This is a genomic window from Micromonospora sp. NPDC049523 (assembly GCF_040676775.1).
Classification (GTDB): Bacteria; Actinomycetota; Actinomycetes; order Mycobacteriales; family Micromonosporaceae; genus Micromonospora_G.
This window is the reverse complement of the sequence record NZ_JBFAPP010000014.1, coordinates 104,358-116,736: the sequence shown is the minus strand read 5'-3', so window position 1 is coordinate 116,736 and position 12,379 is coordinate 104,358. Positions and strand designations below refer to the sequence as shown.

The following is a 12,379-nucleotide window of genomic DNA, read 5'->3' as shown; positions in this document are numbered from 1 at the left end:
GGGCGGCGCTCAGCGCAGCGTACGGAGCCGATCGACCGCCTCGGCCAGCACCTCGGAGCGTTTACAGAAGGCGAACCTGACCAGCCGACGCCCGGCGTCCACGTTGTCGTAGAAGACCTGGCTCGGAATGGCCACCACACCGCACCGCTCGGGCAACGTACGGCAGAACTCCACCCCGTCCCGCCCGCCGAGCGCGGTGATGTCGGCGGTGACGAAGTAGGTCCCCTCCGCCGACAGCACGTCGAATCCGGCGTCGGTGAGGCCAGCGCTGAGCTGGTCACGCCGGAGCTGGTGGGTGGTACGGAAGTTGTCGTAGTAGTCGTCGCCCAGGGCGAGGGCCACCGCGACCGCCGGTTGCAGCGGGGCTCCGTTGACGAAGGTGAGGAACTGCTTGACCCGCAGCACCGCGGAGACGAGCGGTGCCGGTCCGCTCGCCCAGCCCACCTTCCATCCGGTGCAGGAGAACGTCTTGCCGGCGGAGGAGACCCGCAACGTCCGTTCTGCCATGCCGGGCAGGCTGGCCAGCGGGATGTGCGGGGTGGAGGCGTCGGTGTAGACGAGGTGCTCGTAGACCTCGTCGGTGACCGCGTACGCGCCGTACTCCTGGCAGAGTTCGGCGACCAGGGCCAGCTCGTCGGCGGTGAAGACCTTGCCGGTCGGGTTGTGTGGTGAGTTGAGCAGCACCAGTCGGGTACGCGGCCCGAACGCGGCGCGCAGATCGGCCGGGTCGAAGCTGTACCGGCCGTCGGCCGCCGGGCGCAGCGTGACCGGCCGCCGTACCGCACCGGCCAGCGCGATCGAGGCGGCGTACGAGTCGTAGTAGGGCTCGAAGCAGACCACCTCGTCGCCGCTCTCGCAGAGTCCGAGGATGGCGGCCGCGATCGCCTCGGTGGCGCCCGCGGTGATGACCACCTCGCCGTCCGGGTCGTAGGACAGGTCCCAGAACCGGCGCTGGTGTTCGGCCACCGCCGCTCGCAGCGCCGGGATGCCGGGCATCGGCGGGTACTGGTTCTGCCCGCCGCGCAGCGCCTCTGCGGCGGCGGCGAGCATCTCGGCCGGTCCGTCGGTATCCGGGAAACCCTGCCCGAGGTTGACCGCACCGGTGCGCGCCGCCAGCGCCGACATCTCGGTGAAGATGGTCGTGCCGAACGGGCGCATCCGGTGCACCAGCGGGTCGCGGGCGGTGGTTGTGGTCACCGGGCCAGCCTAGGCGCGGCGGGTCGGTCCAGTCGATGGCGAGCCCCGGCCGATGGTGTTGTCGGCCGGGTTCAGTTCATGGTGAGGCCGGCGCAGGTGGCGGTCGCGTACGGTCCGCTGGCCGAGTTAGTGATCACTACTTCGCCGTCCACCAGGATGTTGCAGGTGATCTCCCCCTGCCCGGTCCCGGTCCGGATCGCCAGTACGGTCACCACGCCGGGCTCGGGCATCGCGAACTCCACCCGCCACGGCAGGGCGGTGGCGCCGACCTGCCTGGGCATGTTCGGGTACTCCAGGTAGCTGACCTCGGCCGGACCGTCCCCGATCACCTGGTAGACCACCTGACGGCCGGGCTGGACGGTCGGCTCGGGCGGCGACGGCTCTGCCGAGACCGGTCCACCTGCCTGTCCGCTCGGCGGTGGTGTCGAAGCCGCCTGTGGTTGCGCCGAACCACGCCAGCTCACCAGTCCCGCGACGGCCACACCGGCCCCGCCGCAGAGCAACACCGCCAGTACGACGACAACCGCGATCACGCCGGTGTTGGTTCGACCGCGTACGGGCGCGGGTGTGCCGGCCCAGGCGGGCGGGGGATATCCGGCAACCGAGGGGTCGGCCGGGTAACCGGGCAGCGGCGCCTGACCGGCGGGGTAACCCGGCAGTGGCGCCTGACCGGCGGGGTAACCGGGCGACGGCGGGTAACCGGCGGGCGGTGCATAACCGGACCCCGGTGGATAACCGGGCGCGGGCGGATGACCGGGGGCTGCGGTATCGGCACCGGGGTATCCGGAGACCGTGGGATCGGCATCGGGATAGCCGGGGGTGGGGGACCAGGGTTGAGGTGTCGGCGGCGGTGCCCAGGGCGACGGGGTGGGGTCGGCTGCGGGGGTGGGCTCGGGGGGCGGCTGCGGTGGTGCCGGATCCGTCATCGGCTGCGCTCCAGGGGCGTCGGGTGGCGCCGGGGGCGGTGCGGGGCGGCCGTTGGCGCCACCACCAACGGTCCCGTACGGGGCAGCAACCGGCAAGCCGGTTGACGACAGACTGTCGCGCTTTCTTGGCGGTGGGTGAGCGTTGCCCCGGAGGTCCGGTGATGAATTGGTGAGTCCGTCCCGTTGCTTCCCGAAATTCACCTATCACTCATGACGGATGCTTGATAAGCGGCCTTTCGAGCACCCATGCTGAGCGAAGTTCGACTAGGCTCGGGGCTATGTGTGGAATCGTGGGCTACGCCGGCGCCCGGCCGGCGCTGAGCATCGTGTTGGACGGGCTGCGACGCCTGGAGTACCGAGGTTACGACTCGGCGGGAGTGGCGATCGTCTGCGATGACGAGCTGCTGACCGAGAAGAAGGCCGGCAAGCTGGCCAACCTGGAGAAGACCCTGGCCGAGCGGGTCAGCGCTGATCCGGACGGCTGCCCCACGCCGAAGCTCGGCATCGGTGACGGCACCACCGGCATCGGGCACACCCGTTGGGCCACCCACGGTGGGCCGACCGACCGCAACGCCCACCCGCACCAGTCCCTGGACGGCCGGGTCGCCGTCATCCACAACGGCATCATCGAGAACTTCGCGAAGCTCCGGGCCGAACTCGAAGCCGACGGGGTGGAGTTCGTCAGCGACACCGACACCGAGTGCGCCGCCCACCTGCTCGCCGCCGCACTCGCGGACCTGCGCGCGGCCGGCGAGCCGGACGGCCCGCAGTTGCTCGCGGCTGCCATGCGCAGCGTCAGCCAGCGCCTGGAGGGTGCGTTCACCCTGCTCGCGGTCGACGCCGCGGTGCCCGGTGCGGTGGTCGGCGCCCGCCGCAACTCGCCGCTGGTGGTCGGCCGAGGCGAGGGGGAGAACTACCTGGCCAGCGACGTCTCCGCGTTCATCGAACACACCCGCGAGGCGGTGGAGCTGGGCCAGGACCAGGTCGTGCTGATTACGGCCGAGGGCATCGAGATCACCAACTTCGACGGTACGCCGGCCGTCGGCAAGGACTTCCACATCGACTGGGACGCCTCTGCCGCAGAGAAGGGCGGCTACGACTACTTCATGCTCAAGGAGATCGCCGAGCAGCCTCAGGCGGTCGCCGACACCCTGCTCGGCCGGCTGACCGAGACCGGCGAGATCATGCTGGACGAGGTCCGGCTGACCGACCAGGACCTGCGCGACGTCGACAAGATCTTCATCATCGCCTGCGGTACGGCGTACCACTCCGGCATGGTGGCGAAGTACGCGATCGAGCACTGGACCCGGATCCCGTGCGAGGTCGAGCTGGCCAGTGAGTTCCGCTACCGCGACCCGGTGCTCGACCGGTCGACGCTGGTGGTCGCGATCTCGCAGTCGGGCGAGACGATGGACACCCTGATGGCGCTGCGGCACGCGAAGGAGCAGAAGGCCCGGGTGCTGGCGATCTGCAACACCAACGGGTCCACCATCCCGCGTGAGTCCGACGCGGTGCTCTACACGCACAGCGGCCCGGAGATCGCGGTCGCCTCCACCAAGGCGTTCCTGACCCAACTGGTGGCCTGCTACCTGATCGGCCTGCACCTGGCCCAGGTGCGCGGGGTGAAGTACGCCGACGAGGTCGGTGCCGTGGTCGCCCAGCTCCAGGAGATGCCGGGCAAGCTACGTGACCTGCTCGCCGACATCGAGCCCGTACGCGAGCTGGCCCGGGACCTGAAGTCGGCGCCGACCGTACTGTTCATCGGCCGGCACGTCGGTTACCCGGTGGCGCTGGAGGGTGCGCTGAAGCTCAAGGAGCTGGCGTACATGCACGCCGAGGGTTTCGCCGCCGGTGAACTCAAGCACGGCCCGATCGCCCTGATCGACCAGGGCACCCCGGTGGTCTGCGTGGTGCCCTCCCCGGCCGGCCGGGGCATGCTGCACGACAAGATCGTGTCGAACATCCAGGAGGTACGGGCCCGTGGCGCCCGGACCATCGTGATCGCCGAGGAGGGCGACACGGCGGTCCTGCCGTACGCCGACCACCTGATCTCGGTGCCGCGTACGCCGACCCTGCTGGCACCGCTGGTCACCACGGTCCCGTTGCAGGTGCTTGCCTGCGAGATCGCCGCCGCCCGCGGACACGACGTCGACCAGCCGCGCAACCTGGCGAAGTCGGTCACCGTCGAGTGATCCGAACCCGGACCGGCCCGGTGGTGACCCGCGCGGCGCGAGCATTCGTGGCCACGCGCACACCGGGTCGGTCCGGGTGTTCGTCGACGCCTGCGCACCAGCGACGAGCCGGGCCCGCCGGTACGACGATCGGTCCGGCGGCTCACGCACTTGCCCGGCCGTCGACAACTATCCGGGCCACCGCGTCCAGGGCTGGATTGCCGGCGTCCCAGTAGCCCGTGTGACCACTCGGTAGCCCCTCGAACACCTGGGCCCCGAAGGACGGCCCGCTCGGATTCGCGCCGAACCACAGGTCGTCGGCGGGGCGGCCGAACGCGGTCAGGCCGAAGCCCGGCACCGCCGCGCCGACCACCACCCGCCCGGCCAGCTCGGCTGGTCCGGGCGCGTAGCGGATCACGTCGTTGCTGGCGGTGCTCGACCAGACCGCCGCGGTCGGCAGGTCGAGGTCGGCGGCCCGGTCGACGCCCACCCCCGGTGAGCCGAGGAAGACCACCTGGTCGGCGGCGAGCCCGTGGTCGCGGGCGGTCACACCGACCACGAGCGATCCGTAGCTGTGACCGAGCACGGTCTGCCGGGCTGGCGGGTCCTCGTGCGTGGCGCGCAACCCCTCCTGGAAGCTGTGCAGCGCCGGCCCGGCGTCGTGAGCCTGACCGTCGCCGACCGCCTTGTTGACGAAGTCCGGGGCGTCGTAGTCGAGCCAGAGCACCACCGCGGTCCGTTCGGTCGGGTCCAGCGCGGCACTGCGGGCCGCCATCAGCTCGGCCCGACCCAGTTCGCCGCCGACGCCGGGCAGGTCGGAGGTCATGCCCGGCACGTAGGTCAGGACGTTCTCCGCCCGGTCCGGGTCGCCGATCGCGATGATCGCCCGCCCGTCACCGGCCGGATCCACGCCGAGCAGGTACGCCCGGGGACCGGCGTCCGAGGCCAGCCGGTCGCCGATCACGTCGAGGCCGGCGAGGGTGCGGTCGATCCGGGCCAGCTCGGCCGGCACGCCGGGGGTGAGTCGTCCGGCCACCAGGGCGCCGCGTTCGGCCAGCAGGGCGGCCCGCTGCCGTGCGAGCAGCAGCCGGTTGGCCTGGTCCCGGTCGCGCACCGGTACGCCGTCCAGCCGGCCGATCCGGGCCGGCTCGTGCCCGACCAGCCATCGTCGCTGTGCCGGGGTGAGGTCGGCCCACCAGCGACGTACCGCCGCCGGATCGGTGCCGGGCGCGGGTGGCCCGGTCGGCGGTGGGTCGGCCCAGCCGCTGCCCGTACCGGCGGCGAGGTCGGCGAGTTGCCGGGCGGCGTCCCGGTCGGCGATCGAGGCCAGTTCCAGTGCCGCCGCGATCCCGTCGGCGACGTCGGCCACGGCTGCGGCCGTACGCGCGTCCGGCTGGTTTCCCGTGCCGAGCGGGTCCGGTCGTAGCGCCTCCGGGTCGGGTGAGACGGTGCCGCGCCGGTCCACGAGTACGCCCCGACCGGCGGCCATCCTGACCGCGGCGTCCAGCATCGCCTTGGCCCGGGTGAGCTGGGCGGCGTAGGTGGTGAGGATCTGCTCGACCTCGATGAACACCGGTCGGCTCGCGGTCAGTTCGGCGGCGAGCCCGTGCAGTCGCCGGTCGGCCGCCTGCCCCGCCGGGCCGGACCAGTCGGTGCGCAGCGTGGCGGCGGCGCCGGTCAGCTCGGCGGTGCGCCGGTCGGTCAGCCCGACCACGCCCCGCCAGGCGGAACCGGCCGTACGCCAGGCCGCCGGGTCGGCCGCCCAGAGTTGGGCGTACCCGATCATCGTGGGCCGCCACCGAGCCGGATCGCGGCCCGGTCGTCGGCGGTGTCGTAACCGTCGGCGGCGGTACGCAGCCCGTCGGCGGTCGCCGCCGCCCGGCCCCCGATCCCGGTGAGCCAGTCGTGCACGGCCGACTCGAGCGCGGCCAGCGCGGTTGTGGCGGCCCAGGTCGGAGCCGCCGGCAACGGCGGCCCGGCGGATCCGGTGACGCCGGCCAGCCCGTGGCCCAGCCGGTAACCGGTGACGGCGAGCTGGTCCGCCGCCCCGCGCAGCGTCCCGGTCCGTACCCGGATCAGATCGTCCTGCATGGCGCCTCCCACCGACGTCGATGCCTTCGACGCTAGGGCGCCACGACGCCCGCTCGGAAGCCCTGTGGACAACCGGGGCGGTACGACGCCCGCCGGTTGTCCACAGGGGTTGTACGGCAACAGGCTGGGAGCTAATCTGCGCGCCCGTCTGGCCGGTTAGGGTGGGGGCGTGATCGTCGCAGTCGGCATCGACGTGGTGCTCGTCGACCGGTTCACCCGTGCCCTGGCGCGCACCCCGCTGCTGGCCGACCGGTTGTTCACCGAGTCCGAGCGGTTCACCGGCTCCGGTAACCCCCGTTCGCCCGAGTCGCTCGCCGCCCGGTTCGCGGCGAAGGAGGCGGTGGCGAAGGCCCTCGGTGCGCCAGCCGGCCTGCGCTGGCACGACTGCGAGGTGGTCGCCGATCCGGACGGCCGCCCCTGGTTGACCGTCTCCGGTACGGTCGCCGCCGTCGCCGCGGAGCGCGGCGTCAACCGGTGGCACCTCTCGTTGTCGCACGACGGCGGCATCGCGTCCGCCATGGTGGTAGCGGAGCAGTGAGCGCGGCGATGGACGGCATCCTAGGGGCCCGGTGATGGGCGGGATCCCAGCGGATGCGGCGATGGACGGGATCCCAGCGGATGCGGCGATGGACGGACTCCGAGGAGGCGCGGCGATGGACGGACGAGTGCGGGTGGCGCGGCCGGGGCCGGTTCGGCGGGTGACGCGGTGAAGCCGGCCTGGCGGGTGGCGGATGTCCGGGCCGCAGAGGCCGCGCTGATGGCGACCCTGCCGCCGGGCACGCTGATGCAGCGCGCCGCCGCCGGTCTGGCCCGCCGCTGCGCGCTGCTGCTCGAAGAACGCGGCGGGGTGTACGGCGCGTCCGTACTGCTGCTGGTCGGTTCCGGTGACAACGGCGGCGACGCGCTGTACGCCGGTGCCCGGCTGGCCGAGCGCGGCGCGGCGGTGCAGGCTCTGCTGCTGGATCCCGAGCGGGCGCACCGGGGCGGGCTGGAAGCGCTGCGGACGGCCGGTGGACGTACCGTCGACGGGTTGCCGACCTGGGCGGACCTGGTGTTGGACGGGATCGTCGGGATCGGTTCCAGCGGCGGCCTGCGGGAGCCGGCCGCGCGTCTGGTCGGCCAGTTGGCCGAGTTGCGCGGGCGCGGCGGGCAGCGGGCGGTGCTGGTCGCGGTGGACGTGCCGAGCGGGGTCGACGTCGACACCGGGCACGTGTCGCCGACGTTCGACGACACCAGCGCGGTGAGCGCCGACGTGACAGTCGCCTTCGGGGTGCTGAAGCCGGCGCTGGTGGTCGGTCCGGCGGCGGTACGCGCGGGTCAGGTGGACCTGGTCGACATCGGCGTACGGTCGTGGCTGCGGGCCACCCCGGCGCTGCACGTGACCGAGTGGGCGGACGTGCTCGACTGGTGGCCCTGGTCCGGCCCCGAGTCGGAGAAGTACAGCCGGGGCGTGGTCGGGGTGGCGACCGGTTCGGCCACCTATCCGGGCGCGGCGGTGCTCTCGGTCGGCGGCGCGCTGGCCGGACCGACCGGCCTGGTCCGCTACGCCGGCAGCGCCCGCGAGGAGGTGCTCCGTCAGCATCCGTCGGTGATCGCCACCGAGCGGGTGACCGACGCGGGCCGGGTGCAGGCCTGGGTCTGCGGCTCCGGGTTGGGCACCGACGAGGCCGCCGCGACCGAGTTGCGGTGCGTACTGGCGGCGCCGGTGCCGGCGATCCTGGACGCGGACGCGTTGACCATGCTGGTCGACGGGTCGATGGCGGACCGGTTGCGGCAGCGGGACGCGCCGATCGTGATCACCCCGCACGACCGGGAGTTCGCCCGGCTCTGCGGGGAGGCGCCGGGCGAGGACCGGGTCGGTGCGGCGTTGCGGCTGTCCGCCTGGATGGACGCGGTGGTGCTGCTCAAGGGCGACCGTACGGTGATCGCCACCCCGGACGGCCGGGCGGTGGTCAACCCGACCGGTACGTCGGCGCTGGCCACCGGGGGCACCGGCGATGTGCTGGCCGGACTGCTCGGGTCGCTGCTCGCCGCGGGTCTGCCGGCGGACCGGGCGGCGATCGTGGCCGCGTACCTGCACGGGTTGGCCGGGCGGGAGGCGGCCCGGCGGGGCCCGGTGACCGCCCCCGACGTGGTCGCCGCGCTGCGGGACGTGGTGCCCCGCTGACCCGTCCGTGCGGACTCCGGGTGGCGGTCGGGGCGGTTGTCCGGTCCCGATCCTGATCTCGGTTAGTAGTCTGGCCTCATGTGGCAGGCTGAGTTGCGCGTTGACCTTGACGCGATCCGGGAAAACGTGGCCCGGCTGCGCGCCGGAACGACCGCCGAGCTGATGGCGGTGGTGAAGGGCGACGGGTACGGCCACGGCATGCTGCCGGCGGCGTACGCGTCACTCGACGCCGGAGCCGACTGGCTCGGTGTCTGCACCCTGGACGAGGCGCTGACCCTGCGTCGGGCCGGGATCACCGCGCCCGTGCTGGCCTGGCTGCTCGCGCCGGGGCTGCCGCTGCACGAAGGGGTGGCGGCCGACGTCGACCTGAGCGCGGCCAGCCTGGACCAGCTCGGTGAGATGATCAACGCTGGTCAGCTCGCCGGGCGGCCGACCCGGGTCCATCTCAAGATCGACACGGGGCTGTCCCGGGGCGGCGCGGTCATCGACGACTGGCCGGCCCTGGTCGAGGCGGCAGCCAAGGCCCAGGCCGACGGACTGATCGAGGTCGTCGGGGTGTGGAGCCACTTCGTCTACGCCGACGCGCCCGGCCACCCGACCATCGACCGGCAGCTCGCCGTCTTCCACGAGGCGCTCGCCCTGGCCGAGCGGGTCGGGATCCGGCCCCGCTACCGGCACCTGGCCAACTCCGCCGCCACGCTGACCCGCCCGGACACCCACTTCGACCTCGTACGCCCCGGCGTCTCCGTCTACGGCCTGTCGCCGGTGGCAGGTGAGACGTACGGGCTGCGTCCGGCGATGACCGCACGTGCCCGGGTGATGCTGACCAAACGGGTGCCGGCCGGCAGCGGAGTGTCGTACGGGCACACGTACTTCACGGAGCGGGAGACCACGCTGGCCGTGGTGCCGCTCGGTTACGCCGACGGGGTGCCCCGGCACGCCTCCAACACCGGCCCGGTCCAACTCGGCGGACGCGTACGCCGGATCGCCGGCCGGGTCTGCATGGACCAGTTCGTGCTGGACTGCGGTGACGACCCGGTGGCCGCCGGGGACGTGGCGACCCTGTTCGGCGACGGTACGGACGGCGGCCCCACCGCCGACGACTGGGCCGAGGCGGCCGGCACCATCAACTACGAGATCGTCACCCGGTTCGGCGGCGTCCGGGTGCCCCGAATCTACGACGGCGCACCCGTGCCGACCGGGCCGGTGACCGTCACGCCGGAGGTGTCCCGGTGAGCCGAACGGGTACCCGGAGCAGGCTCGGTCGGGGCGTACCGCGCTCCGGGCTGGCGCGGGCGGCCGGGATCCTGGGTGCGGCGGTCGGTGTGGCCGCGGCGGGTGTGGCAGCCGGGCTGGCCGCCGAGCGGGCGGTGGTCCGCCGGGCGAAGTCCGTACCGGACGACCCGTACGCGGAGGAGGATTTCGGCGAGTTGCCGTACGACAGCGCGTGCACCGTCGAAACGGCCGACGGCACCGACATCCACGTCGAGGTGGTCGAGGTCAGCGACCCGACCGCCCCGTCCCGCCCCACCGTGGTCTTCGTGCACGGCTTCTGCCTCGACATGGGCACCTTCCACTTCCAGCGCAAGGCGGTCGCCGCGCACGGCCAGCACCGGATGCTCTTCTACGACCAGCCCGGCCACGGCCGCTCCGGCAAGCTGGAATCCGGCGAGTACGAGCTGCCCGCGCTCGGTGAGACGCTCCGGTCGGTTATCGACCACCTGGTGCCGGAGGGCCCGCTCGTGCTGGTCGGGCACTCGATGGGCGGTATGACCATCATGGCGTTCGCCGAGCGGTATCCGGAGATGTTCGACAGCCGGGTGGTCGGCACGGTGCTGATGGCCACCTCGGGCGGGCTGCTGGAGGAGACCAAGATCGGCCTGCCGGCGATCATCGGGCGGATCGGCACCCCGCTGCTGCCGCTGGTCAACAACGCCACCAAGCTCACCGGCGGCATGATCGACCGGGCCCGGAAGGCGTCGGCCAACATGGCCTGGCTGCTCACCCGCAGGTACGGCTTCGGCACCTCGAACCCGAGCCCCGCCCTGGTCTCGTACGTCGAGCGGATGAACGCCGGCACCACCGCCGAGACCGTCGCGCGCTATCTGCGTACCCTCTACACCCACGCCCGCTACCCGGCGCTGTCGGCGCTGAAGAACACTCCGGTCCTGGTCATCGTCGGTGACCAGGACATGATCACTCCGGTGACGCACTCGGAGGAGATCCTGCGCCGCCTGCCCGACGCCGAGTACGTCAAGGTCCCCGACGGTGGCCACGTGGTGATGCTCGAACACGCGGACGAGGTGAACGCGGCCCTGCTGGGCTTCCTTGACAGACTGGCCCGATGAACGCGGCAGATCGAGCGAGTGCGGCCTTCCCGAGCGACCCGGCGGACGACCAGACCAACCTGGCGGGCGACCCGACCAACCCGGCGGGCGACCCAGGCAACCCGGTGGTGGAGCTGTCCACAGTGGAGGACACGCGCGCCTTCGGGCGTCGGCTGGCCGCGCTGCTGCGCGCCGGCGACCTGCTGGTGCTGACCGGGCCGCTGGGTGCCGGCAAGACCGCGCTGACCCAGGGGATCGGGGCCGGTCTCGGCGTACTCGGCGACGTCACCTCGCCCACGTTCGTGATCGCCCGGGTGCACCGGCCCGACCCGGACAGTGTCGGCCGCAGGCGGGCCGACCGGCCGGCGCTGGTGCACGCGGACGCGTACCGGCTCGGTGCGGCGGTCGACCCGCGGGCCGAGATCGACGACCTGGACCTGGACGCCTCGGTGGACGACGCGGTCACCGTGGTCGAGTGGGGCGAGGGCCTGGTCGAGCAACTGGTCGACGCCCACCTGCGGGTACGGATCGACCGGCGCGACGACGATTCCCGCCGGATCGAGCTGGTGCCGGTCGGCGGCGACTGGGCCGAACGCCTCACCACCCTCTAGCGCGATCCGCTGTCGTACCGGGCTTCTAGAGTCGCGGGCGAGTGTCCAGCCATGCCGACCAGCCATGCCGAACGGTGTGTTCCAGCCATCCCCGAAAGGTGACCGATGACCCTCGACCTGCCTGCCCTGCTGCCCACCGAGTGGCGCACGGTGTTGGAGCCGCACCTCGACCCGGCCCGCACCGCCGAGCTGGCCGAATTCGTCGCCGCCGAGTACGCGACCCAGACCGTCTTCCCGCCGGTCGAGGACCTGTTCTCGGCGTACCGGCTGTGCGCGCCGCAGGACTGCCGGGTGCTGATCCTGGGCCAGGATCCGTACCACAAGGCGGGTCAGGCGCACGGGCTGAGCTTCAGCGTGCGCGACGGGGTGGCGGTGCCGCCGTCGCTGCGCAACGTCTTCAAGGAGCTGGCCGAGGACCTGAGCGTGCCGGCCCCGCGTGGCGGCAACCTCTCCGGCTGGGCGGCCCAGGGCGTGCTGCTGCTCAACGCGGTGCTCACCGTCCGGCAGGCCACCCCGGGTTCGCACGCGAACAAGGGCTGGGAGGCGTTCACCGACGCCACCATCGCGGCCCTGAACGCCCGCTCCGAGCGGGTGGTCTTCCTGCTCTGGGGCGGCTACGCGCGCAAGAAGCGGGAACTGATCACCAACCCGCAGCACGTGGTGCTGGAGGCGGGTCACCCCAGCCCGATGAATCCGCGCGGATTCCTGGGCAGTCGGCCGTTCAGCGCCGCCAACAAGGCCCTCGCGGACGCCGGCCAGCCCACCATCGAATGGGAACGGACCGCCGGCTGAACCGCCGGCACGGGGCCGACGATCCCGGCCGGCTCACCCGTCGGCCACCGGAAGTGTCGAGATGGCAGTCGGCCGGGTCGTGACGGGCGGTAATCGC

11 protein-coding genes are annotated in these 12,379 nt (G+C 72.7%); 7 read left to right on the top strand and 4 right to left on the bottom strand.

The features are described 5' to 3' along the window. Positions 1-9: 9 nt before the first annotated feature. Both AB0J90_RS22515 and AB0J90_RS22510 read right to left on the bottom strand, forming a co-directional pair. Positions 10-1,197, bottom strand: coding sequence for a pyridoxal phosphate-dependent aminotransferase (locus tag AB0J90_RS22515; RefSeq protein ID WP_363598778.1), 1,188 nt, complete (start codon positions 1,195-1,197; stop codon positions 10-12). A gap of 71 nt (positions 1,198-1,268) precedes the next feature. After that, positions 1,269-2,123 carry an MmpS family transport accessory protein gene (locus AB0J90_RS22510; protein WP_363598776.1) on the bottom strand — a complete coding sequence of 285 codons (855 nt, stop codon included), beginning with the start codon at positions 2,121-2,123 and terminating at the stop codon, positions 1,269-1,271. Between the two features lie 278 nt (positions 2,124-2,401). On the opposite strand from AB0J90_RS22510, the gene glmS reads away from it, so the two are divergent. Then, positions 2,402-4,315, top strand: coding sequence for a glutamine--fructose-6-phosphate transaminase (isomerizing) (gene glmS / locus AB0J90_RS22505; RefSeq protein ID WP_363598774.1), 1,914 nt, complete (start codon positions 2,402-2,404; stop codon positions 4,313-4,315). A 142-nt stretch (positions 4,316-4,457) separates the two neighbouring features. Here the strand turns inward: glmS and AB0J90_RS22500 are convergent, their stop codons facing one another. Together AB0J90_RS22500 and AB0J90_RS22495 are read right to left on the bottom strand one after the other, a co-directional pair. After that, entirely contained in the window at positions 4,458-6,080 is a 1,623-nt protein-coding gene (locus AB0J90_RS22500) for an alpha/beta hydrolase (RefSeq protein ID WP_363598772.1), read from the bottom strand. After that, positions 6,077-6,385 (bottom strand): type VII secretion target, encoded by a 309-nt coding sequence (locus tag AB0J90_RS22495; RefSeq protein WP_363598770.1) that lies wholly within the window; start codon positions 6,383-6,385, stop codon positions 6,077-6,079. Before AB0J90_RS22495 ends, AB0J90_RS22500 begins: the two co-directional genes overlap by 4 nt. A gap of 169 nt (positions 6,386-6,554) precedes the next feature. On the opposite strand from AB0J90_RS22495, the gene AB0J90_RS22490 reads away from it, so the two are divergent. The 6 genes from AB0J90_RS22490 (at position 6,555) to ung (ending at position 12,282) form a co-directional block, all read left to right on the top strand. Then, entirely contained in the window at positions 6,555-6,923 is a 369-nt protein-coding gene (locus AB0J90_RS22490; protein ID WP_326561038.1) for a holo-ACP synthase, read from the top strand. Between the two features lie 168 nt (positions 6,924-7,091). Further along, positions 7,092-8,552 carry an NAD(P)H-hydrate dehydratase gene (locus AB0J90_RS22485; RefSeq protein WP_363598768.1) on the top strand — a complete coding sequence of 487 codons (1,461 nt, stop codon included), beginning with the start codon at positions 7,092-7,094 and terminating at the stop codon, positions 8,550-8,552. A 78-nt stretch (positions 8,553-8,630) separates the two neighbouring features. Further along, positions 8,631-9,788 carry an alanine racemase gene (gene alr / locus AB0J90_RS22480; RefSeq protein WP_363598767.1) on the top strand — a complete coding sequence of 386 codons (1,158 nt, stop codon included), beginning with the start codon at positions 8,631-8,633 and terminating at the stop codon, positions 9,786-9,788. After that, positions 9,785-10,900: an alpha/beta hydrolase gene (locus AB0J90_RS22475; protein ID WP_363598765.1), complete on the top strand. Its 1,116-nt coding sequence runs from the start codon at positions 9,785-9,787 to the stop codon at positions 10,898-10,900. The genes alr and AB0J90_RS22475 overlap by 4 nt, the downstream gene beginning before the upstream one ends. Before the next feature lie 107 nt (positions 10,901-11,007). Continuing rightward, a complete protein-coding gene (gene tsaE, locus AB0J90_RS22470) occupies positions 11,008-11,490 on the top strand; it encodes a tRNA (adenosine(37)-N6)-threonylcarbamoyltransferase complex ATPase subunit type 1 TsaE (protein WP_363598917.1) in 483 nt (160 codons plus the stop codon). 105 nt (positions 11,491-11,595) lie between these two features. Continuing rightward, the gene (ung, locus tag AB0J90_RS22465) at positions 11,596-12,282 is read left to right on the top strand and encodes a uracil-DNA glycosylase (RefSeq protein ID WP_363598763.1); all 687 of its coding nucleotides are present in this window, start codon (positions 11,596-11,598) and stop codon (positions 12,280-12,282) included. The last annotated feature ends 97 nt before the right edge of the window (positions 12,283-12,379 follow it).